Source organism: Tenacibaculum sp. TC6, from assembly GCF_050606265.1.
Classification (GTDB): Bacteria; Bacteroidota; Bacteroidia; order Flavobacteriales; family Flavobacteriaceae; genus Polaribacter.
Map to the genome: position 1 here is coordinate 35,978 of NZ_JBOCUK010000003.1, position 24,242 is coordinate 60,219.

At 30.8% G+C, this 24,242-nt stretch carries 15 protein-coding genes; 14 read left to right on the forward strand and 1 reads right to left on the reverse strand.

The window, feature by feature from the left end; genetic code table 11:
• Positions 1-23 precede the first annotated feature (23 nt).
• The 8 genes from ACQY1Q_RS02695 to ACQY1Q_RS02730 all read left to right on the forward strand — a co-directional run bounded on the left by ACQY1Q_RS02695 (position 24) and on the right by ACQY1Q_RS02730 (position 16,932).
• On the forward strand, positions 24-5,123 hold the full coding sequence (locus ACQY1Q_RS02695) for a hypothetical protein (RefSeq protein WP_431003747.1): 5,100 nt from the start codon (positions 24-26) through the stop codon (positions 5,121-5,123).
• A complete protein-coding gene (locus tag ACQY1Q_RS02700; protein ID WP_431003748.1) occupies positions 5,120-6,946 on the forward strand; it encodes a contractile injection system tape measure protein in 1,827 nt (608 codons plus the stop codon). Before ACQY1Q_RS02695 ends, ACQY1Q_RS02700 begins: the two co-directional genes overlap by 4 nt.
• A gap of 36 nt (positions 6,947-6,982) precedes the next feature.
• A complete protein-coding gene (locus tag ACQY1Q_RS02705; RefSeq protein ID WP_431003749.1) occupies positions 6,983-8,884 on the forward strand; it encodes an eCIS core domain-containing protein in 1,902 nt (633 codons plus the stop codon).
• Between the two features lie 37 nt (positions 8,885-8,921).
• Positions 8,922-9,473, forward strand: coding sequence for a hypothetical protein (locus ACQY1Q_RS02710; RefSeq protein ID WP_431003750.1), 552 nt, complete (start codon positions 8,922-8,924; stop codon positions 9,471-9,473).
• Positions 9,474-9,476: 3 nt separating this feature from the next.
• Positions 9,477-13,772: a DNA/RNA non-specific endonuclease gene (locus tag ACQY1Q_RS02715; protein ID WP_431003751.1), complete on the forward strand. Its 4,296-nt coding sequence runs from the start codon at positions 9,477-9,479 to the stop codon at positions 13,770-13,772.
• Between the two features lie 11 nt (positions 13,773-13,783).
• On the forward strand, positions 13,784-15,133 hold the full coding sequence (locus tag ACQY1Q_RS02720) for an ATP-binding protein (RefSeq protein ID WP_431003752.1): 1,350 nt from the start codon (positions 13,784-13,786) through the stop codon (positions 15,131-15,133).
• Positions 15,134-15,179: 46 nt separating this feature from the next.
• Positions 15,180-15,998: a hypothetical protein gene (locus ACQY1Q_RS02725; protein ID WP_431003753.1), complete on the forward strand. Its 819-nt coding sequence runs from the start codon at positions 15,180-15,182 to the stop codon at positions 15,996-15,998.
• 184 nt (positions 15,999-16,182) lie between these two features.
• Positions 16,183-16,932 carry a HesA/MoeB/ThiF family protein gene (locus tag ACQY1Q_RS02730; protein WP_431003754.1) on the forward strand — a complete coding sequence of 250 codons (750 nt, stop codon included), beginning with the start codon at positions 16,183-16,185 and terminating at the stop codon, positions 16,930-16,932.
• Here ACQY1Q_RS02730 and ACQY1Q_RS02735 read toward each other — a convergent pair.
• Positions 16,929-17,687 (reverse strand): response regulator transcription factor, encoded by a 759-nt coding sequence (locus tag ACQY1Q_RS02735; RefSeq protein ID WP_431003755.1) that lies wholly within the window; start codon positions 17,685-17,687, stop codon positions 16,929-16,931. The two genes, ACQY1Q_RS02730 and ACQY1Q_RS02735, sit on opposite strands and share 4 nt — an antisense overlap.
• Before the next feature lie 159 nt (positions 17,688-17,846).
• On the opposite strand from ACQY1Q_RS02735, the gene ACQY1Q_RS02740 reads away from it, so the two are divergent.
• The 6 genes from ACQY1Q_RS02740 (at position 17,847) to ACQY1Q_RS02765 (ending at position 24,241) form a co-directional block, all read left to right on the forward strand.
• Complete coding sequence (locus tag ACQY1Q_RS02740) at positions 17,847-18,497, forward strand: hypothetical protein (protein ID WP_431003756.1); 651 nt, start codon at positions 17,847-17,849, stop codon at positions 18,495-18,497.
• Between the two features lie 77 nt (positions 18,498-18,574).
• On the forward strand, positions 18,575-20,911 hold the full coding sequence (locus tag ACQY1Q_RS02745; protein WP_431003757.1) for a TonB-dependent receptor domain-containing protein: 2,337 nt from the start codon (positions 18,575-18,577) through the stop codon (positions 20,909-20,911).
• Positions 20,912-21,025: 114 nt separating this feature from the next.
• Positions 21,026-21,202, forward strand: a complete 177-nt coding sequence (locus ACQY1Q_RS02750; RefSeq protein WP_431003758.1) for a class I lanthipeptide — start codon at positions 21,026-21,028, stop codon at positions 21,200-21,202.
• 67 nt (positions 21,203-21,269) lie between these two features.
• Positions 21,270-21,443 carry a class I lanthipeptide gene (locus tag ACQY1Q_RS02755; RefSeq protein WP_431003759.1) on the forward strand — a complete coding sequence of 58 codons (174 nt, stop codon included), beginning with the start codon at positions 21,270-21,272 and terminating at the stop codon, positions 21,441-21,443.
• 384 nt (positions 21,444-21,827) lie between these two features.
• Complete coding sequence (locus tag ACQY1Q_RS02760; RefSeq protein ID WP_431003760.1) at positions 21,828-23,012, forward strand: lanthionine synthetase LanC family protein; 1,185 nt, start codon at positions 21,828-21,830, stop codon at positions 23,010-23,012.
• Positions 23,009-24,241 (forward strand): lanthionine synthetase LanC family protein, encoded by a 1,233-nt coding sequence (locus ACQY1Q_RS02765; RefSeq protein WP_431003761.1) that lies wholly within the window; start codon positions 23,009-23,011, stop codon positions 24,239-24,241. The genes ACQY1Q_RS02760 and ACQY1Q_RS02765 overlap by 4 nt, the downstream gene beginning before the upstream one ends.
• Position 24,242: the final 1 nt, after the last annotated feature.

Below are 24,242 nucleotides of genomic sequence, written 5' to 3' on the forward strand. Positions count from 1 at the left end.
ACCACAGCCAAAACTTAATAAGTATGGAAACTAAGCTAAAAGATATAACAACAGAGTACAGTAAGTTTAATGCTAATCAAGTATTAACTGAAAAACAATTAAATGCATTTATTGATTATTTTGATGATCAAGATCGTTTGTCTAGAATAGGTTTAAGCGGAGTAGGACTCGTTTGTGGTTTTGAATTAACACCGCAGTTTAATGCAGATAAAACAGCATTAAACAGTATTCAAATAACCCAAGGTGCAGGGGTTACTACAGATGGAGATTTAGTTCAGTTTTATGACTTATTAAAAGAGAATTTAAAAAGTAAAACATTTTCATACTATAAAAAGTTTGAAGATGATAAAGCCACCTATAGTAAGTTTTTAAACGCTCAAAACAAACAGTATAACCTGTGGGAGTTACACAGTGTAAAAGATGAATCCTATACGGATTTAGTTGAGTTTCCGGAAATACAAAAAATGGCTGTTATTCTGTATATAGAGCAATATGCTAAAGAAGACGAATTGTGTAACAAACTAACCTGTGACAATCAAGGGATTGAACAAATTAGCAACCTACGAGTTTTACTTGTCAGCAATGAAGATTTAGAAGCAATTGCACTTAATGATGATATATATGTAAAACACGATTGGTATAAAATTAATTACGAATTACCGGTTGTTGAAGCAAGAAGAGTGGTTTTAACACCTAATAACACACAAACGTTTACAGCATTAAAAAAACAATTTGATGAGGTAATCAAAGATGAAAGCATCACTACCGATTTAATTCTGGGATTTGATGTGATTCTATCTAAATTCCAACGCCCGTCAATTGCCAATAAAATTAAATCACTATTCAGTTTTAGCTCCTTAGCCGTTCCGTTAGATTTTCAATATCGATATGATATATGTAAAGATTTAATAGATACCTATAATGAAATTAAAGAGTTACTACTGCATATTAATGTAAACTGCTGTCCTAATATTGGAGCGTTTCCTAAACATTTAATGCTTGGAAAATTAAAAGAAACCATTTACCCTGAATTACGACACCGATTTTATAAAGCCCCGATTGTAGGTGTAGAAGATGAAAATTTACAAAGAGTTCTTCACTTGGTAAACAGAGCAATTGTAATTGCAAACAGTTATATAGGAAAAGACAAAACGGATGATGTGGTTATTACCCCGTCTCAAGCATATACAACGCTAAGTGAAAAAGCAGTTCCTTTTTATTATAATGTTTCTTTACCATTACTAAAAAACTGGAATTTTGATAAAACAAAGAATTACAGAGAAAACCAAAATTTAAGTTACCATAAAGAAAACCTGTCTCAAGCATTACCCATACAAAAACCATTGTCATACAATATAGATAAAAATGATTTCTATAGAATAGAAGGGCATCAAGGAAAAATGTATAGAGAAGCTTTAGCCAAACTATCAAAATTAAAAAAAGATCACGGGTTAAGTTTTGATGTTAAAACACTTTCTATCAATGCCACTCAGCAAAACATTAATCTGAATGATTATGAATGTGAGTTTGAAGATTTAAAAATGCTATTAAATGCATGGAGAGCAGAACAAAACTGTATTCTGTCAGAAGTAAGTAAAACATTTTCTGCGTTCAGATTAAGTGACCCTAAATCAAACACCGTAGTTGATAAAGTAGTAGCTGTAAAAGGCAGAGATTATTTGTTAGATACTGTAAAAGATGTAGAATTGACTCCGATAGCTAAAGAACCTATACTTCGTGTAGAAGAGGTGATAAGCAAACCGGTTTCGTATAAAGAGCTTGCCGATGCTTATACCATTAATGAAAAAGAATATAGCTATACTTCTTATAAAGAAAATATTGTAAAAGACAGTTTAACCAAAGAAGAAGACTCACTAGGCTACTTAATAGAAAAAGTTTTTGATCAAAACAAAGAAGCAACTGCCGGAGATATTATTGTTGATTTAGGAAAAGAAACTTCACTGATAAAAGATAACGAAGTATGGAGCAAAGAACCTGAATTAGGAGAGTTTATTTTAACTGATATTTCTGAAACTTTGGTACATGCTTATGTGCTTGATAATAAAGTACCTTTAGATATAAGAGATATCAATAACACTGTGTTGGTAAGCTATAAACTAACGATTGAACAATTATGCAAACAAGTAAAAAAATTACAAGCAAAATACAACAGTACCAGCTTAAAATTAACCATTAAACAAATTTTAGGACTATTAATTAACCAACTCTCAATTGTTTGTTGCTCAGGTAAAAAGTTAGAAACCCTATTGGCAGAAATAGAAAAAAGAAAGAAGAAAATTTTAGACAGAATTCAACTTTCTGAATTTGTAAAACAACATCCGGGGTTAGAGCACAAAGCAGGAGTTATTCCGGGAGGAACGTTTGTAATGGTGTATGTAACTGAAAATGCAGCAGACAAAAACACATTTGATGAAGTGGTGTTAACGATTGTTTTTAGAAACCAACCTATTACAACTACCGATTTAGGCTCTATAAAAGATGAAATCTTATCCCCTAAAGAAGCCTTTTTAGGTAAAGAAATTCTATATAAAAACGGAGGCGTTATCAATTTATGGGATAAAAGTGCCAGCATTCAATTTTCATTTGTAGACAGAACTTCATTAGATCTTAAAGACAGAATATTAATTAATGAAGATGTTGTATTGGTAGGAAAAACACTACCGGAAACCGTAAGTAATTTTACAACGTTTTTAAATAGAACTTGGTCGAGAGCCGGATTGTCTGAAACAATAAAAGCAGGAGAAACGGTACTATATAAAGACGGCTCAGTAGGAATGCAAATTATGATAAAAGATCATTTAGTTCCTAAAGATGCTTACTATTTACAAATTTTTAATCCGAATGTTTTAGGTACCAATGCCCGATTATTTTTTGATGAAAATAAAGTAATTACCAGCAACGCAACCCTAAGAAACACAGTAGTGGCAGATTTCTCATTGCCTTATATGTGTTGCTCAGATTGTGCTCCGATAAACTTTATCATACCTAAAGAACCACCGTTTTTAAGTTTACCATATAGCCACATTTGTTTACGAGAAGATACCGTTATAGAACCCTTAGTATTTACCGTGAAACCGGAAGACGGAGTTATTAAAGCGGTAGCACCGGAAGGAATTGAAACCGGAGTTTATGTAGATCCGGAAGACAATAAAACAAAATTAGAGGTTACTAAAATTGATAAAAGTTTACTAGGAACAACTATTAAATTTACGGTAAATGACGAATCTACGCATTGTGAAATTATAGTATATCCTGAACTACGATTAACCGTAACTATTGAAGAACCAATAGAATATAATAACGACAAAACTGAGGCAAGAGTAACGTATGTATTGAATTGGCATGACGAATCTTTAGTAAATGCAGACTTCTTTAAAAGCATTATTTATAAATGGGATTTTAACGGAGACGGAACTAAAGTTGAAAGAATACCAACAGATAATAAGATTATTCAAAATTACAAACTACCTATTAACGATACCGATAATACGGTATATCCGGAATTGGAAATCTCATTAGGACCTTGTGCAAAAACAGTAGTGATTAGACCTATAATTTTTGATAGATTAATTCCTTCTGAATTAGCCATTCAACCTTCTTATTGTTTAGATGTAGAAAAAGAACCTACGGCAAGAATTAAGTTTATAAATGTAAATGGAGTGATTACCGTTGCAGGAGATGAGATTAAAGGACTATCCATTGAAGGAGAAGAGTTAGTGATTGACAGTGCTGTATTTGATGCCTATGACCAAACTATTGAGTTTTTAGAAGGCGGACAAACTACCAATGCAAGAATTTCGATTCACAAAGTGCAACAAATTAGTATTGTAGAACAAAGCACTTCAAGATATTTCTGGAAAAGTGGTCAATTGTATTATGAAGGTTTCTTTGAAGCCGGACTTCCGGATGGAGTTAAGCCTACAGGTTTATTCTATCAGTGGGAAGCTAACGGAATAAAATCAACCAGCGAATTATTTACGCCTCAATTTTTGATTAAAGAGGGAATAGAAAATACAATTACAGTTACCTTACAAATTAAAGACGGAAATGGCTGTTCATCAAGCACAGAATTAAGTAAAAAAATTCCATTCCCTAAATTTACCATAAGCCTGCCACAAGCCGAGTTCTGTTTGAATGATAAAACCCCTCATGCTATTGAGGTAAGACCAGATTTTGAGGGCGTTCAACTCACCGGAGGAAATGCAAAATTTAATGAAGATAAAAAAGTATGGGAATTTATTCCTGCACAATCAGGAATCTTAACTCCGGGCACGGTAACCTTTAGTGTTGTAGGTGCATTTGCTTCACAAACAGTTACATTAATTGATAAAGCAACATCAGATTTTACCTACAGTTTTGATGAAGCCACAAGAAAACTTTCATTAACCAATACTTCGGAACAGGGAGAAGAGTATATCTGGGTAATAGCCGGTAAAGAAAGAGATCCGCAAACCAAAAGAATTACTATAGTTGAAGATTTAAGTAATTACGACGGTGAGTTTATAGAAGTGTCATTAGTGGTCGTAAGTCAATGTGGAAAAGATGTAAAAACAGAAAACATCAGTTTAACTAAAATCCAAGACCAAACCTGTGAAGAAATAACTAAAACAGGAATTACTGAAGATGCAAAACTGTTGAATAGAGAAGATGGAAAGTTAGGAACCTTTTTAAGTACAAATGTGGTAATTCCTACCATAGATCTATACGATTCAATACTAAAAGATACCGCTAATTCTTTCTTAACAGGAGATAAAAACAATGACTTACCAACTATTTTCTTACCACTATTAGAAGATAGCTCTGAATTGTTAAAACGAACAAGTACCGATACAGAAAGAGCATTGATATCAAAATATTACAGAGCACAAGTAAAACTATTCTTTAATATACTTCACTGTCAAGATGCTGTTTTATTAGAAGAATTTCAACCTGCAATAGAAGAAATACTGAATGAAATCAGAATTGATATTCAAGAATTCAGAGAGTTCGGAATAAAAGTAGATGACGGAACATTGGCTACGTTTTTGAAAAAATATGCAGTAGAAATTAAAGCACTATTCATTTCAGAATTTATTAATAAAGAATTGTTACCTAATTTATGATACATAACCAGGAACATATCATTAATAAAGTATTTGTAGAGGTAAATACAAAAAGTATAAAAGTAGCCGAAGAGTTTAAAAACTCCATAGAAAACTTTTTGCAAGAGGAATTATTACCTCAAATAGAAGCCTATTTTAATTCGTTGAACTTAAATACACCCGAAGTAATTCAACAAATAACAAAGTTAAATTTAGAGGTAAATTTATCAAAGAACCATTCATCAGTTAGTTTCAATTCCATTAAACAGGAGATAAAAGAACAGCTAATAGAAAAGTTAGATGAAAAGATTCAAAAACCAGCAATCCATGATATTGAAATTGAATCTAAATCAATAGCTACTTCAAAAGCAGATACGTTTTTTTATTTCCTGGAAAATGGTACTTCAGCTTGGTGGAATACCCATACGGAGAACGAATATAAGTTTACCAAACAACTCTTATTTGAAATTACAGAAACAAGCAGTTTTGAAACACGATTTTTAAGAGCGCTGAAAAATCCAAGACAAAGGCAACGCTTGTTATGTCAGTTTTTTAACGACGAATTGCACATTTTGTTTTTAGGAATTTATCATAAACCTCCAGGATATAAAGAAGTATTATCTGTAATAACCAACTTTAATTTTATTGCTGAAGAAGTAAAAAATAGCATTTGGAATTTCTTTATAGACAGTATATATCAAAAGAATATTGCTACGATTATACAAAAAACAGAAGCTGTTATTAATGCATACAGCAATCTGAAAACAAAAGAAAATGAAGTGTCAGAACTGTATAAAATTACGCAACTGATTAACAACAAAATTTCTGCAAAGAAAGAAAACTCGACTCAGTTATCGGGTGATTTGATAACTCCTAAACAATCAATAGGTATACGTGAAGAAAATACAGAGCATATAAAAGCGGTAAAAAATAAAGCGGAAGAAAGTAGTGAACATAAAGAAACAGAAGAAATACATTATTTGAGCGAAAAAGTAGAAAAAACAAATGTAGAGACTATTCATAACAAAGAACTTCTTTCTGAAAAAACAACATCAATAAATACAGAAAATCAACAAGCAGCATATAAAAATACAGACTCTTTAAAGAAAGAAGAAAGCAACGATAATACTTCAAAACCAATAGCTGAAAGTGAAGAAAATCAAGTAACAGAGAATAACTCAAATCAAGAAAAAGAACAATTTGCTTCAGAAACACAAGTTCATGAAGAAACACTTTCTAATGCTAAAAATAAGCAAACAAAAACCGATAAAGAAACTTCTGAAAAAGCGTTAGAAAAACAACCTGTATCCATAAACAATCTTTTTAAGAACCCGGAAACGGTAAATGAAGCAAAAACATATCTGATTAACAATGCAGGGCTCATTTTAATACACCCGTTTTTAAAACAATTCTTTGCCACGTGTGGTTTTTTAAATGAAGAAAATAAAATAATAAAACCTACAGAGGCTGTACACTTACTGCATTATATAGCTACTAAAAAAGAACAACAGTTTGAAAGCAATTTATTAGTAGAGAAGTTTTTATGTAACATTCCTATTCATCAACCTATTGAAAGAAGAGTGTTGTTAAGTGATGAGTTAAAAGAAAAGTCAGAAGAGTTATTAAAAGCAGTTGTACAAAGCTGGGATGTATTAAAAAACTCATCAACTGATCTTATAAGATATGAGTTTATTCAAAGACAAGGAAAATTAGATCTAACAAAAGAACACCCAACAATTATTGTTGAAAGAAAAACACAAGACATTTTATTAAGCAAATTACCTTGGAGTGTGAGCTTATGTAAACTGCCATGGATGCATACTTTAATTTTTACTGAATGGTAAACGTTAGAGATAAACGAAACTAAAACCACGCAAATTATGTTTTTCAGAGATAAAAAATACAAGCCACAAACCCATGCTGATTTAGAAAAAAAGCAAGGTGCCTTTATTCAACCTAAACTAACGTTTGGTAAACCGGGAGATAAATATGAGGTTGAAGCCGATACAATGGCAGCTAAAGTTGTTAATAAACCTACCGAACATAAAACCATTCAAAAAAAAGAAGAACAAGAAGAAATACAGCAAAAACCATTAGCTTCTGAAGTAACACCGTTCATACAAAAAGCTGAAAGCTCAGAAGAAGAATCGGTTCAACAAAAACAGGAAGAAGAAGAAAATAAAGTACAGAAAATGGAGGAAGAAGAAGCGGTACAGAGTAAAGAAGAGGAGGAAGAAACAGTACAATCTAAATGTGAAAAATGTGAAAAAGAAGATAAAGTTCAAAAACAAGAAGATGAAGAAGCTCAGGCAAAACCTAATAAAGGAAGTGCCAATTTGCAAACCAACTCTATTGAAGGGCAACTAAGAAGAGGTCAAGGTGGAGGAAAAATGGATGCGCAAACCCGTAATGATATGGAATCCGGGTTTGGTGCCGATTTTTCTCATGTAAATATTCATACAGATTCTCAGGCTGCACAAATGAGTGCTAATATAGGAGCACAGGCGTTTACACACGGAAATGATATTTATTTTAATAAAGGAAAATACAATCCAACCTCAAAAGAAGGAAAAACATTGTTGGCTCATGAGTTAACACATACCATTCAACAAAAGGGAATGGTACAGAAAAAAATTCAGAAAGCATGTGGGTCGGCAGCGGTAGGACCTACTCCGTCTAATTGTGTTTTGGTAAATAAACCTCCGTTGGGAAGAAGATTTTTGTTTAAAAGCAATTGTGATGATTTCGAAACCGGAGAGGAAGGAAGTTTGAGAGCATTTGCAAGGAGTATAGCTTCTGGTAGTAGAGTTGAGGTTTTAGGAATGGCAAGCTCAGATGGGAATGCATCATATAATGAAAGTTTATCATGTCATAGAGCCAATAGAATGGCAAGTGTAATACATTCGGAAGGGATTATGCCTAATGTAATAGAAGCTACCGGAGAAGTGGCAGGAACAGATGGAAATAGTTCTTTCAGAGCAGCAGCTATTAATGTAACGGCACCCTCAGTACCAACTCCGGTGCCTCAGCCTCAGTGTACTACTCCAAGCTTTGTTCCGGGGTCTTCTACTTTAACATCTATAGGTTTAAGAGGGGGATGTGGTTCAGGAGCCGACTTTATATCACATGATTTTCCCGGGGTGCCGGCAGCATTAAGAAGAAGAAGCCTATATAGCCCTATGAGCTTTCTTTCGGATACAGGCCTAGAAAATAGAATGAGGTCTGAATTAAGCTTTTTTGCCGGTAGTTTGGGGGTAAGTTTATTTAATCATTTTAATATAGGAAGTGGTAGTACACTTTCACATGGTATAGGAACAGCTTTATCAAGAGAAGTTAATAGCTCGCCTACTTTTGCTAGTTTGTCGTCAGCAACCATTACGTTGATAGAATCACAGATAAGAGCCCAGGTATTAGCTTCTTGTCATATTGATTGGACAAAATTTAATGTGTTGCCAACAGCAGGAAGTTTGCCTGGTGCTAATTTCAATGTATTACATGGAGATACCTTAACGCTTAATGCAGTATTAGGAGGCACTCAAGGATTAGAAGTTTTTATTAGGGATTTTAATTTTGACTCTACAACAAATACCTTTTCAGGTGTTTTAAGATTTAAGATTTGTGATGATTTTGGTGTTGATCACAGCGATATGGATCCGTTAAATCCGGGTCACGGTTCTCCCGGATTAGTAGCCTTTTGGATTTTACAACATGAGCGCCCATCTAGACACGTAGCCTACATAAATAATGTTTTTGTAGAAAGAAGTTTTTCAGGTGTTCTATAAAATGCGATAATAAGATATATACATAAAAAAAGAGTCAATGACTGATCCAACTAAAACAAAATTTGCAACAACCATTATAGCCATAACAGGCTTAATAAGTGCTATAGGAGGTGTAATAACCATATTACATAATGTAGGAGTTTTAGATTTTGGTAAGCTTAAAAAAGAGGAGATAAAAATTGAAGAAGTAAAAAAAGAAGAGCCCCATCAAGAAGAAAAAATAAAAGATACTAAGCAAAAGGTTATTACAACGATTAATCCTAAAGTATATGAAGCAGCTAAAGAATATAACTTAACCGGGTACTGGTTAGATAAAGCCAATGCAAATGGCAAATATTATATAACACATCAAAATACAGGGAATGTCAGTTTTACTGAATACTCGTTGATTTTCGGGCAATGGATTAGTACAGCTACAGGACAAGGAAAGTGTAATAACAATACCCTGGAAATTCCTTATGAAACCTATTTAGGTACTAACGGAAAGTTTACAGGAAAAATTTCAAATAACGGCAAAGAAATAGAAGGGACTATTAGCGATTTTAATGCAGGCATGACGGCTATGTTGAATCTTAAAAAAGAAGAATAAATTATGTTTACAGCTAAGAAAAATAATACACCACAACCCAATTCAGCATTGCATAAAAAAACACCTTTCATACAACCGGAAATGAAGGTGATAAAATCGGATAATGATAAAGAAAAAGCTTCTAAAGATTCCGCAAAAAAGACAACAGAAGAAACTCCTGATTTTTTTCAGGCTACCCCTCAAAAAGTTTTAAATAAAGTAGAAGAGAAAACTACGTTAGAAAAAAAAGAAGGCGCTAAAGAACTTCAAAGCAATAAAGGACAAGAAGGAAGTAAAAAAGGAGAACAACAAGGAAAAATGATGTCCTCTAAAGGCAAAAGCAGTGTTGTAAATGCCTTAAAAGGAAACAATGCCGTGCCTAAAAATACAGCAATTCCTTCTCTTGAAGTACAACCGGATCAAAAGGTAGAAGCAAAAGAAACAGGAAAAGAAGAGGTTGATAAAAAAGAAAAAGAACCTAAAGGAAAAGTAGAGAAAGCAGAAAAGAAAATACCGAAAGCACCTACCAAACCCGAAGATGACCCTGCTTTTCAACAACAAATAAAAGAAACAGAAAAAACAAAAGAAGAAAAATCGCAACACCCGGAAGCTTCAGCAAAAGTTACTGAGCAAAAAGAAGCGGGGTATGCCTCAGCAGAAGCACAATCGAAGAAAAATGATCAAGAAGTGCATGCTGAGTCAATGTCTGAAGTATCTGAAAAAGAAAAAGAAAGAGAACCTTTTACACCGGAATCATTTAAAAAACTATTAGAGAAAAATTTAGAAGATTTAGAAGATGATTTACCTAAAAATTCTGATGAAGCAAAAGAGTTTAAAGAAGATAAGCCTATTGAAGGCATTAAAGAAAATATATCCGGACAAGTAACGGCTGAAGGAGATAAGTTAGCTGGGCCCATGAAAAGTGAGGCAAACAAACCAGCACCTGCAAGTGGCAAACCTACAGAGGAAGTAAAACCCTTACCTGCTGCCGATCCGGGGAAACCACCTAAACAATTAGATGCCAAAGCAGCTATTCCGAAGCCTAAGACTTCCGAAGAAATTTCAATGGAAAAAGAAAGTCAGTCATTAGATGATTACATGACTGAGAATGAAGTTACCGATGAGCAATTAGCAAAATCTAATGAGCCTAAATTTACAGGAGCTTTAGATGAAAAAAACAAAGCCCAAACAGAAGCCAAATTAGCACCGTCAAAATATAGAAAGAAAGAGCAAGCACAGTTGGGAGCTGCCCAAAAAGTAGCTTCGGTTGATAGTAAGGAAGGTTTAGATCAAATGCAAGCAGCCAAAGTTTTATCAGAAAATACGGTTTTAACAAATCAAACCACTAATAAAACCAATGATAAAACAGAGCAGGAAAAAATTTATGCAGAGTTTGAAACTATTTATAATGACACAAAAAAGAAAGTAACCGATAGTTTAGAAAAACTTTCTGAAGATGTTGATAAAAAGTTTAGCGAAGAAGCAGAAAGTGCTCAAAAAACATTTGAGAAAAATGTTGAAGATGGCTTAGGAGAAATTTATGGATGGACGGTAATTGATGATTGGATTTTCGGAGAAGATACGGAGGCTATTGATAAACTATTCAGAGTTGAAAAAAATAAATTTATCACTAAAATGAACAGCGTTTTAGATGATATTTCTATCATTATTGCCGATGGGTTAAACGGAGCTTTAGATGCTATTGCTGAAGGAAAGAAAAAATCAAAAGAAAAATTTGATAGTCTGGATGCATCACAAAAAAAACTGGCAGAAGATGCTTTTAACGATTTTAATGATCAATATGCAGATTTAGAAGATACCGTTTATGAAAAACAAGAAGAGTTAGCCGCAGATTTAGCACAGTCTTACAAAGAAAATGTAGATGTACTTCAAGAAAAATTTGATGAAATAAAAGAAAGAGTAAGTGCAGGGTGGATTGGAGCAGCGCTTAATGCCTTAGCCGGAGTTATAAAAACAATCTTAAAAATAAAAGATTTATTGCTTAATCTGCTAGCGGCGGCGGCTAGCGCTATCGGAGCTATTATTTCAGACCCGATAGGCTTCTTAAGTAATTTAATTAGTGGAATTAAGCAAGGATTTGTTGATTTTGGTAATAACATTAAACAACACATGATTAAAGGACTGATAGAATGGCTAACAGGATCTTTAGGAAATGTGGGTATTACCCTACCGGATAATTTATTTAGTCTTTCAGGAATATTTAGTCTGGTAGCCCAAATGTTGGGGCTTACCTGGGAATATTTTAGAAGTAAAGCTGTTAAACATTTAGGAGAGCCTGTTGTTGCCGGAATAGAGAAAGCAGTGGAAATATTTACCATTGTTAAGTCGAAAGGAGTTATGGGGCTTTGGGAATACATTAAAGAACAATTCGGTAATCTTAAAGAAATGGTTATGGATGCCATTCGTGATATGATTATTACCAAAGTTATTGAAGCAGGAATCAAATGGGTAATGGGATTGTTGAGTCCGGCAGGAGCTTTTGTAAAAGCCGCCATGATGATTATAGATATTGTGAAGTTTTTTGTAGAAAGAGCCGCACAAATTTTTGAATTGGTAACTGCGTTTATAGATAGTATAAAAGCGTTAGCTTCCGGAAATGTTAAAGCAGTAGCTAAAGGGATTGAAACAGCGTTGGCTAAAGCCATTCCTGTATTGATAAGCTTTTTAGCGGCTTTGGTTGGAATTACAGGGCTTACCGGTAAAATTCAAAAGATTATTAAGAAAGTTCGTAAAAAGATTGATAAAGCCATCGATAAAATAATTTTTAAGGCTAAAAAAATGTTCAATAAAATTTTAGGAAAAAAGAAACCTAAAAAAGGAGCTGCTAAAAAAATTAAAGACGACAACAAAAAACAAAAACCGGCAGAACTTACGGCAAAAGACAAAGCAAAACACAAAAAAATTGCAACTACCATTAAAAAGAAATTAAGTGAAAAAGCTAAAAAAGATGAAAGCTTTGAAGTATTTCATAAAAGAAAGAAAAAAGAAGCAAAAGCATTTGAAGATAAATACCAACCTCAATTAAAAAAAGGAATTAATATAGATGTATCGGTAACTCCTTTAGAAAGTGATAAAAAAGATAATGATGTAGATTTTAAAATTAAAATAGCACCTAATAATACAACAGAAGAGGGAGCAGCAGTTCACGAGTTCGGAAATATTGAAGAACTGGAAAAAGAGCCGCAAATCCTGAGTCAATTAGGTAAAAAAGTTACCGATAATAATGATGAAATTACACCTGAGTTTAAAGCTAAATTAGGCAATCATGCTGATAATAAATTAAAATTTAAAGGAGAAAAGAAAGAAAATCAGGCATATCAATTAATGTCTAAAACAGGTAAAATTAACAAAGTTAGTTTTAAAGGTAAGACCAATCCTCTGCCAGCATTGTATATTGATGGTAGTGATACAGATGATAACTATGCAGACCAAGGGAAATTAAAAAAAGGAGCAAGCAAGAATTATAAAAAAACACATGGTCATTATAAGCCAGATAAAATAACGATGACTTATAATAAGGCAACTAAAAAATATTTAGCAGAGTATACAACCAAGCCATATACAGGTGAAGATAAAGGAAAAAATAATCCAAAATTTAAAATAGAAATTTCCTATGGTGAGGTTGCTAAGGGAAGTAATGATTTTAAAGAAAACAGAAGTGTTTTTGGAGATAATCTGGTTTTTAAACTAGAAGGTAATCCTAGAGGAACTACTGATAGTGCTGCTAATGGTTTTGATAATGCACATTTAATAGGAGATCGATTTGGTGGTTCAGGGAAAAACGCAGCATTAAATATTTATCCTTCTTCTCCCGACTATAACAGAAAAGCAATGTTGGGAGTTGAAAACAAAATGGCAGCAGTTTTTTCTGATCCTAGTGTTTCCACTTTTGATTTAAATGTATCTGCAACGATAAAGCATGAAAAAGGAGATAATCTAAATCAATTATTAGAAAAGGAGTTTGCAAAAGATAACCCGAAATTCAATCCAGAAAAATTCAAAGGTTTAGACGAAAAGCAAGTAAAAGGAAAATTAGTTAAAGTATTACAGAAAGAAATTAATGAAGATCTTAAAGAGTTACCAGGTCAATTTTTAAATGTTTTTTATAAGAGTAGCGGTTATGAATTTACTAAAAAACAAATGGTAACAGATCCTAATGATCCAAATTACAAAGCCGATTTTAACCAGCATACTTTTGGAAATAAAACTGCTAAATTAGGTGTTGATAGTAGTTATGATAACATCATAAAAGATCATAAAGCAATGCAAGATGAAACGCAAACAGAAAGTGCATCTTAAAATAAGTGAATATGGAAGTAATTGATACAAAAATAAACTCATTAATTAATTTAGAATTAATAAAATACCTTGAAGAGAGAGTTCGGGCAAGGCTATCATATGAATTGAGAGATGAGATAATTGAGGTGGTTGAACCAAAAATAGAAGATGACGGAACATTTTTGTCTGATTTTATCATTAGAAACCAATTGTCTAATTATGAAGTTGTTTTATTATTATTGACATTAATACCTCATTTCACACCAAATTTTTATACTAGAATTATTGAAGATTATATTCCTGAAGGAGGGGAATTTCCTGAGTTTGGAGGAGTTAAAGGAAAGTCATATAGAGGTATTTTACCCACTGTAGAAACAGCTCTTTATGTATTATCAGGTAATTATATAACTAATAGGTTATCAAACAGATCTTATATTCTTTATGAAAATCGATTGATAAAAAATAAAATTATATATGTAGAAAACACCTTAGAAGGTGAGCCATTAACGTCTGCAAAATTGATTTTATCGGAAGAATACGTTCATTTATTTTTGACAGGACAAGAGTTAAAACCTCAATTAAGTCAAGATTTTCCGGCAAGCTTAATTAAAACAGATTTAAGTTGGAATGATTTGGTATTGAATTCAAAAACCATGGAAGAGGTAAAAGAGATTGAGCATTGGTTGGAATATAATGAGGTATTGATGAAAGATTGGGGAATGCAGTCTAAAATTAAACCGGGTTACAGAGTTTTGTTTTACGGGTTACCCGGAACCGGAAAAACATTAACGGCAAGTTTGTTAGGAAAATACACAAATAAAGATGTGTATAGAGTTGATTTATCAATGGTAGTATCAAAATATATAGGTGAAACAGAAAAAAATCTCTCTAAGTTATTTGACAAATCAATTCATCAAGATTGGATTTTATTTTTTGATGAAGCAGATTCTATTTTTGGAAAAAGAACCAATGTAAGAGATGCTCATGATAAATATGCAAACCAAGAAGTATCTTACTTATTACAACGTATAGAAGCACATCCCGGATTAATTATTCTAGCATCAAACTTTAAAAACAATATAGATTCTGCTTTTACCAGACGATTTAATAATATTATAGAATTTGAGGCGCCTAATTATGAAGAAAGACTTGTATTATGGAAAAATAATTTACCTCAAAATGTAGAATTAGAAGAATCTGTGGCTGTTGAAGAACTTGCTAAAAAATTTAATATGACAGGAGCAAATATTGTAAATATTGTTCAGTATGCTTGTTTAAAAACCATAGCAAATAAAAAGCAACAAATACAAAAGCAGTACCTGTTAGAAGGCATAAAAAAAGAATATACAAAAGAAGGAAAAACTACCAATATTACCTTGTAAGTTGTTGAGGTGTACAGGGTAACTTAATACATAAAAACGAACCATTATGAAAACAATAAATCAAATAAACGGAATTCCCTTACATTATGCACGATTAACTAATCACCCGTATGGTACCAGAGGTGAGCAACGTAATTTTTCAATTGACGAAAGTTTTTTACCGGTACTTGAAAATGCACTACAAGAAGTTTTTACTCATTGCCCTTTAGGAGTACCCGAAGTAATTACAACTGCAGGTATTTTTGTAGATAAACCCGGACAGCACGGACACGGAAAGGCATTTGATTTAGATGCCATTTTTTGGCGTAACGAAACATTGGTAACTGCTAATTTTATACATCAAAAAGAATTGTATTTAGGCATAGAATCTTTTTTAAGAAAACACTTTGGAATTGTGTTGAATTATTACTACCCGAATCATAAAGATCATTGGCATGTAGATACCAGTGTTCCTGTTGATTATAATGAAACATCTAAATCAGAAACCTTGTATTTACAATTAGTTCTTAAATACATTTACAATGAAGAAATATTAGTAGATGGTGTTTGGGGTCGTCAAACTTCTGGAGTAGTAACAGAAGTTTTTGGAAAATTAGGAATAGATACTCCAATAACCACCAAAACTAATTATTTAAAGTTTTTAGACCTTACCGGTAGAATAGCATTTAAGCTGTTTGAAGAAAACACCTCACCCAAACATTTATTGAATAACTTAACAGAAGTAATTGAAGATTTACCACAGCAAAACAGAATAGCCGTAAGGGAAGCATTAAACAGCTTTTTAGATCATGGCGAAACGGCCCAATGGCTTGGTAATTTTGATGAAACTCATAATTTAGATACGATTATAAATAGTGTTATCTAAATGTTTATTATGGTATAATTTAATACTGTTTGTATTTATTTGTTTTATATAGCTGGCTTAAGTTTTGGTTATTTTAAAATTGGTCTTTTTTAAGAATTTTGAAAAGATATAAAACTACCCTTTTGAGTAGAATATAATAATGGAGTACTCATTATTTTTGCTGTAAATCATAACAACAATAGATATGAGATATAGTAGAAATAGAATATATGTTAAACCGGAAGAGCAAGAGCTTATTAAAAATTACCCTGTTTTATTGGCGGGTGCTGGGATTGGTAGTGTTATTGCAGAATGTGCTTTGCGTTTTGGGTTTGAAAACATAACTATTATAGATGGAGATTATGTTGAGAAGTCAAATTTAAATAGACAAAATTACACAGAGGATAATATTAATACAAATAAGGTAGATGCTATAAAAAAACGATTATTATCTATAAATAAGGAAGCATGTATTAATATATATAACTGTTTTTTAACAGCAGAAAATATAGAAGAATATATTTTTAATCATAAGATAGCAATTAATGCGTTGGATTTTACTTCAAATGTGCCTTTGATTTTTGATGAGGTTTGCCAACAAAATAATATACCAGTTGTTCACCCTTATAATTTAGGTTGGGGAGGGTTGGCTACTGTAATATCACCTAATGGTTTATCATTGAAAGCTATTGCAAAAAATGGACAAAAGGTTAATGAGCTTCGAGTAGTAGAATATACGTCAAGCTATATGAAGTTTTGGGGAACACCTCAGTTATGGATTGATGAAATATTAGATGAGTACTTAAATGAAAATAAAAAATTATCTCCACCACAATTATCTATTGGTTCTTGGTTGGTAGCTAGTATTTGCACACATCTACTTTTTAAAATAGCAACCAATAAAGAGTATAAAAGATTTCCGGAATTTTATTTTTCTTCTATCAATACTAATTAAATTAATTTATTATTGATAGCATATACAATAGCTTCTGAAATATTAGTAACCCCTAATTTTTCAAACAACTTCCTTCTATGGAATTTAACTGTATCTGGAGATACAAACATAGGGTCTGCCATATCATTAATTGTATATCCTCTTACAGAAAATTTTAAAATTTCCTTTTCTCTGTTAGAAAGCTCAATTTTCTCTTCTGTTTTCCAAAAATTGCCAATTAAATCATATTTAAAAATTTTATTTTCTCCTTTCTTGTATATGGTTATGTTTCCAGAATTTTGTTCATTAGAAAGAGAAATAATACAAATAGCTTTCCATATTTTTCCTTCATCAGTTAAAAAAATAGGAGTTAATTTTTGATTTATCAAGAATGTTCTACCTTCTTGATTTTTTAAATGAAAGTCATAAGAAATAGAATGGTATATTCTTTCGTTTAATGGTATTTTTTGATAAAAATCAAATCCAATCGTATTTATTTTAAGCAATAAATCTATATCTTCAGGTATAACATATTTAAAGTAAAAAAGATAGCCCATTTCTTTCACTTCTTCTGCTTTATGACCACATAGAAAGAGAGGGTTTTCAGAAACATATTCAAATCCTTTTTTTTGATAATCTATTACATAAATGCTTTTGTAAGTGGTTCTGGCAAAAGCTTTTATTGCTTCCAAATAATTAGCCGTTTGCTTGTGCTCATTTTCAGATATGTTTGTGACAATATTTTGTGAAGAAAAAAAATCATTAATGTTATTCATAGTTTTGAAGGGACTTTCTTGTCAAAAGTAAGCAAAAAAAAAAGCCAAACAACTTTCTTCTCATTTTTTTCAATTAATAAATTACAAATATTCTACTAATTTGTGTAGTTCATTGAAAGCCCTAACTAGATAGTTTTGAGAGTAAAAATTATATTATCTATGATCCTCTCAAAAAATTATTTAGAAAAATTAGCAATAAAAGAAGTATATAACTTATCAAAGTTTGTAGTTGAAGAAAACTTTAATCATCACATAGAAAAAGATGATTTTAAAAGTATAAAAAAATATATTTTATCTGTTTATAAGGAAGAAGTTCAATATGTACCAAATTCTAAAATATTTGTCAGTAAAGATGATTTAGGGAAAATTACCGGTTCTATTAGGGTTTTAAAATGGAACTATATAGATAAACTACCTATTCAAAGATTGTTCGGAATAAATCCATTACTAAATATAGAAGATAGATGTTTTAATGAGATATGGCATATTGGTAGGTTTGCGATTAAAAAAGGGATAAAAGATAGCAACCTATTTAAAAAGTTAATGATTTGTGCAATCTCTCCGATATGTAGTCATACTGAAAATTTCGCTTTTGCTGAATGTGATAGCAAATTATTGAGAGTCCTATCCTTATTAGGAATAAAAGCTAAAGTGGTAGGAAAATCAATTAATTATTTGGGGTCAGAAACTATCCCTGTGTGCTTTTCATATACTGGACTTATAGGGTTTTATGAAGAAAATAAACACTTAATAACAAATCAAGAACTTCTTGAAAAAATAACTTTTAATGAAAACTACACTTTTGTGTAGTAAGAGTATAGCTATAAGAAAATAATTTTATGAATTAAAGATTAAAGAATAAAATGAGTTTATTAAAAACTATCTCAATGGTTTTACTTTTTACTTACTCTACATATGCTCAAATTGAACTAAGAGGAACGGTAAAAGATTCTTCAAATGTAGCAATAGAATTTGCTAATGTTGTCTTAACGAATCAAAAAAATGAAATTGTAAAAGGAACAATTACTAATGAAAATGGAATATTTAGTATAACAGTAAAAGAAGGTAGATATAAATTATCAATTAGTTTCTTAGGATATAAAGACTGGTTAAAAGAAATTTCAATAGATGATAGTTATGATTTTGGAGTTGTAATTCTTGAAGAGAGTAAGAATAACTTAGATGAAGTTGTAATTAAGGGAGAAAAAAGAATAATAGAAAAAAAAGTTGATAGATTAATTTTTAATGTTAGTAAAAGTATTTCAATTGATGGAGGCAATGCCATTGACGCATTAAAATATACTCCATTACTTAAAGTTAATGACGGAGAATTATCTTTAATAGGGAAAAGTGGACTTGGAGTTATGGTTGATAATAGAATTATTAAACTATCTGGAGATGATTTAACCGATTTCCTACAGTCATTACCTTCTGAAAATATAGATAAGATAGAAGTAATTACAAATCCTCCTGCAGAATATGATGCAGAAGGAAATAGTGGATTAGTAAATATAATATTAAAGAAAAACACAAATGATTCTTTTTCGGGTTTTATTAGATCAACATATCAAAAATCTCAGTACTCTAAAGGTTATTTAGGAGGAGGTTTTAATTTTCAAAAGAATAAAATATCAATGTCTTTAAACGTAAATAGTGGCCTTGGTACTGTTGGTTCAAGAGAAGAAGAAAATATATTTTATAATCAAGGGATAACAAATATAAATGAAGATAGTAAGAATAAATCAAAGTTTCTTTCTAGCAGATTGGAGTTTAATTATGATTTTTCGCCTAAAACTGACATTGGTTTTGGTTATCTTTCTAATTATAGTAATCCTACTTCTTTAGAAGAAAATAATTCATCTTCATTAAATGAACTGACATCAACAGAAAGTGATTATAAAAAAGACATAGAATACCATTCTTTAAATGTATTTTTAAAGTCTAAACTTGATACTTTAGGTAAAATAATGAAAGTTGATTTTAATTATTTGAATTATGATAATGAGTCCGAAAAATTAAATAAAACTTCAACAAATCAAGTTAATACTGATATAACAGAGAGGTTTAATTCAACTCAAAAAATTAATTTTTTTACAGCTTCTGCTGACTTCACTCTTCCTTATAAATTTCTAAATATGTCAGTTGGAACCAAACTATCGTTTATTGAAACTAATAGTGGAATCAAAACATTTAGTAAAACCAATGACAGTTTTATGCTTGATACAAATAGAACTAATGATTTTAAATATAATGAAGATATACAAGCACTATACCTAAACTTTCAAAAGAATTTAGGTAAATGGAGTTTAAAATTAGGAACAAGGTTAGAGCTTACACAAACTAAAGGAACTTCTATAAGTTTAAAACAAGGGAACACAACAAATGAAAATAATTTTTCACAATTATTTCCCTCTGCTTATGTAACATATTCTCCAAGCGAGAAAAATAATTATTCTTTAAGTTATGGTAAAAGAGTTAAGAGGCCTAATTATTCTCAATTAAATCCTTTTCGTTGGTATTCTAACCCTTTTATTTACTCGGAAGGAAACCCATTTTTAAGACCGTATTTTATAGATAATTTAGAGTTTAGTCATTCACTAAAAAATAATTTAAATACTACACTATATTATTCTCAAACAAATAATGGCTCAGATCAACTAACGATAGTTGAAAATTCTAACAATTTAAGATATACTATTTGGGAAAACTTTGTTAACAGTTACTCATTAGGTTTAACAGAATCGTATACCTTAAAAGGAATAGCAAGTTGGTTGAGTTCATATCTACAATTCAATATTAATTATTCTAAAATTAATTCTTCAATAACTAACACGATAGATAGTCAAACTGGTTTTAATTATTATTTTCAAATTAATAATTCTTTCCAGGTAACCTCAAATAAACAGCTTTCAGGAGAATTAAACTTTTGGTACTCATCATCAGGGGTAGATGGAGTTTATTTTTTATCAGACATATACAACCTTGATTTAGGTTTAAGATATAATTTGAATGAGAAATGGCTGTTTTCAGTAAACTTTCAAGATATTCTAAATTCAAATAATTTAGGTCTTAGAAGTGAAACAAATGGTATAAGTTTTAATAGACAATTGGAGTATGATAGACAAAGAATAAGATTTTCTGTACGCTATAAATTTGGAAATAATAAAGTTAAAATAAAAAAAGTGAGTTTTGGAAATGATAGCGAAAGAGATAGACTTGATTAGGATTTGAAATAATTATCAGAGTTCTTCTGAAAAAAATACGTATGCATATGTTAGTCCGAAAAAGGTTATGACTTTAAAAGAGACCTGTATTTATTAATTTTAAAACATTTAACCATGAGTAAAATCAAATTAACTAAAGGATTACAATTGAATAAAGAATCTTTATCCAAATTACAAGAGAATCAAATGAACGCTGTAAAAGGTGGAAAAGTATTCAGTTCAAGCGGGCCAGCATGTACTTGTAGAGATAACTCTTGTAAAGATAAAGAGGTTACAGTAGATAGCTTATAGTATTTGGATTGGCATACAGAGTTTTTAAAATTTTGTATGCCTCTTTTATCTAAAACAATTATTTATTATGAGTAAAATCAAATTAACTAGAGCATTACAATTGAACAAAGAGTCTTTGTCTAAATTACAGGAGAGCCAAATGGCTGCTGTAAAAGGAGGCAAAGTATTTAGTTCAAGTGGACCTAAATGTACTTGTAGAGATAATTCTTGTAACGGATCAGAAGAGTTAGATTTATCTTAAAATCATTCAGACTCGGTATTAGAATTAATAGTTAGTCTGTTTTATTTAATTTTTTAAATCTTTTAAACTTGAGTAAAATCAAATTAACTAAAGATTATAATTGAACAAAGAGTCTTTATTTAAATTACAGGAGAACTAAAAGGTTGCTGTAAAAGGAGACAAAGTGTTTAGTTCTAATGGGCTTGCCTGTTCTTGTAGAGATAATATGTAAACTGCATGAAACAAAAAGTGAGTCTGAGTTATAAGTATAAAGATTGTCACACAAAATTTTAAAAATTTTGTGTGACATTTTTATCAACCTAAAAAAATGAACTTCTTACTAGTTAACTAGTCTCCTTGTTGTTAATACGAAGATAACCCCTGTATGCTAGAAGTAATATTGATATGATAAATAAAATCGATAAAAGAATATATGACATAGAAAAAGTTTTAAGAAAATTGAGAAATAAATTCGATTCGATTAGCTTAAAAAACGGTAGTCTTGGTCTTTCATTATTTTATTACTACTACTACCTATACACTAAGAAAGATAAATATTTAAACGAAGTTTCTTATTACTTAGAAAAGTCACTGGCATATTTAGAGAGTGGAAAAATTGAGGATTTTTCAATGTTTGATCTGATAGAATTAGGGGAGTATGTTTGTTTTTTACATAAAAAAGAGTGTATTGATGAGCATGATGCTTTAAAAATAATTAAAGAAATCGAACCATTTATACTAAACTTATTGGATGACAAAATAGAAGAGGAAGATCTAGGCTCCTTAAAAGGAGTATTAAGAGTTGGAAATTATTTAATTGACCTAAGAGAAACTTTTAAACTAAACAATGAATTTTATTTGATTTCTATAGTGAAATTTATTGATCAATTATCTATACATAAAAATGCAGAATCTATTTTTTGGAGATTTCCAATGCGAAATAAAGAAAACCCAATAGTTGAGTTAGGTTTTGTTCATGGAATGTCTGGGATAATTTATTTTTTATCAAGGATGGTAGAGAATCAACTTGAAAAAGAAAAATGTGCCATGATGATTAAAAAATCAACATCGTTTGTATTAAGCTTCAAACAAGATGAACCAAATACGCTTTTTCCTTTCGCAGATGTTAAACAAAAAAGAAGTCAAAAAAGCTATCAGTGTTTAGGATATGGCGATATTGGTATAGGTTATACTTTTTTACATTTAGGGAAATATGTTGATAAAGCATACTTTAAAATTGGAGAAGGTATTATAGATAATGCTTCTAACTTTAGAGATGATGAAGGTGTCTTTATAAAAGATGCGGAGTTAGTATACGGAGCTTCAGGGCTTTTTGTTTTTTTTGATAAGTTTAAAGAACTTTCAAATAAGTATGAAAAAGCTGCTGATTATTGGCTAAATCGTATTATTAATTTTAATTACCACGAATCGGATTGGGCAGGTTATAAAACTTACATAAACGGCTTTGACGAAACAATTCAATTATCTTTTCAACATGGATTAATAGGAATTGGTTTGGCTTTGATTAACACTCAATTAACCTTTGAGTCACATGACTATTTATGTTTTTTAAATTATAAAGATTTATGAAAAAAAGTGATAAACGAATTAGAGAGATTCTTTCTTATATTAATGAGAAGGTTTTATATTCTGACGTGTCAAATTTTGAAGACGACAGTGTTTTTTCAGGAAAATTAAGTTTAGCTCTTTATTCTTTCTTAGTTTATAAGATTGAAAATGAAGATGATTATTTGTTAAAAACACAAGAAGTACTTGAAAATATTTTTGCTGATATATCGCAAAATAAATCTGAAATAATTAAAAATATAACATTAGCTGATGGACTAGTTGGGTTGGGGATTTTATTAAATATTTTGTTGAAAGAAGGGGTTTTAGATAAGGATTATTCAGAACAATTAGATGTTATAAGTGATATGGCCTATGAAAACTGCCTAAAAATGTTAAAAGAAGAAAGGTTTGATTTTTTTTATGGTGCTATTGGACTATTTCATTATCTAAATGAAGTAAATAGAGTTGATTATACTAATGAAATAGTAGATGTATTATATAAATATGGTGTGAAAAATGATTTTTTATTCTATAACAATTTTGATGACCCTTATGTTGAAGGAATTAACTTTGGTGTAGCTCATGGGAGTTTTGCAATTATATCTATATGCTTGAACCTATATCATAAAGGAGTTAAAAAAGATAAAGTAAAAGAGATAGTTATAAAATCTATCAAATCTTTATGTGAATTTAGAAAAGACCTCACTGGAGATGTTGAAATGGTAAGAGGAAAGCTATCTGATTTTTGCTCGTTATTCCCTTATAATATAGCTTCTGAAAATAAAACATCATTTTCTAAGCAAAATAAAAGTAATAAGTACTACTATACAAATAGACTAGGTTGGTGTAACGGAGACTTGAGTCGTTCATTAATAATTTATAAAGCGGCTATTTTATTTAATAATGATGAAATTTTAGATATAGCAGCTTTACTATCGCTAAGTACTCTAAATAGAATAGAAGAAGAGAAAACTGCTGTTAGGAATTTTCATATGTGTCATGGGAGTTGTGGAATTTTAATGATGTACTACAGTTTATTTAAATTAACAAATAACAATAAATATGAAAAATCTATAGATTTCTGGAAAGAGAAAACTTTAAGCTTTATGGAACAAAGAATTGATAAAGGTGTTTTTCGAGACAGAGATTTAGAAATTTTAACTGGTTGGCTGGGAGGAGCTGTATCCTTGTATGCCATCAGTGGTGAAAATATTGAAATAATAAATGATTTATACTTAATAAATATTTAGG

Bases quoted from the DNA above. Each gene is read 5' to 3' on its own strand.
- ACQY1Q_RS02695 (WP_431003747.1), top strand. From the start codon at position 24: ATGGAAACTAAGCTAAAAGATATAACAACAGAGTACAGTAAGTTTAAT.
- ACQY1Q_RS02700 (WP_431003748.1), top strand. From the start codon at position 5,120: ATGATACATAACCAGGAACATATCATTAATAAAGTATTTGTAGAGGTA.
- ACQY1Q_RS02705 (WP_431003749.1), top strand. From the start codon at position 6,983: ATGTTTTTCAGAGATAAAAAATACAAGCCACAAACCCATGCTGATTTA.
- ACQY1Q_RS02710 (WP_431003750.1), top strand. From the start codon at position 8,922: ATGACTGATCCAACTAAAACAAAATTTGCAACAACCATTATAGCCATA.
- ACQY1Q_RS02715 (WP_431003751.1), top strand. From the start codon at position 9,477: ATGTTTACAGCTAAGAAAAATAATACACCACAACCCAATTCAGCATTG.
- ACQY1Q_RS02720 (WP_431003752.1), top strand. From the start codon at position 13,784: ATGGAAGTAATTGATACAAAAATAAACTCATTAATTAATTTAGAATTA.
- ACQY1Q_RS02725 (WP_431003753.1), top strand. From the start codon at position 15,180: ATGAAAACAATAAATCAAATAAACGGAATTCCCTTACATTATGCACGA.
- ACQY1Q_RS02730 (WP_431003754.1), top strand. From the start codon at position 16,183: ATGAGATATAGTAGAAATAGAATATATGTTAAACCGGAAGAGCAAGAG.
- ACQY1Q_RS02735 (WP_431003755.1), bottom strand. From the start codon at position 17,687: ATGAATAACATTAATGATTTTTTTTCTTCACAAAATATTGTCACAAAC.
- ACQY1Q_RS02740 (WP_431003756.1), top strand. From the start codon at position 17,847: ATGATCCTCTCAAAAAATTATTTAGAAAAATTAGCAATAAAAGAAGTA.
- ACQY1Q_RS02745 (WP_431003757.1), top strand. From the start codon at position 18,575: ATGGTTTTACTTTTTACTTACTCTACATATGCTCAAATTGAACTAAGA.
- ACQY1Q_RS02750 (WP_431003758.1), top strand. From the start codon at position 21,026: ATGAGTAAAATCAAATTAACTAAAGGATTACAATTGAATAAAGAATCT.
- ACQY1Q_RS02755 (WP_431003759.1), top strand. From the start codon at position 21,270: ATGAGTAAAATCAAATTAACTAGAGCATTACAATTGAACAAAGAGTCT.
- ACQY1Q_RS02760 (WP_431003760.1), top strand. From the start codon at position 21,828: ATGATAAATAAAATCGATAAAAGAATATATGACATAGAAAAAGTTTTA.
- ACQY1Q_RS02765 (WP_431003761.1), top strand. From the start codon at position 23,009: ATGAAAAAAAGTGATAAACGAATTAGAGAGATTCTTTCTTATATTAAT.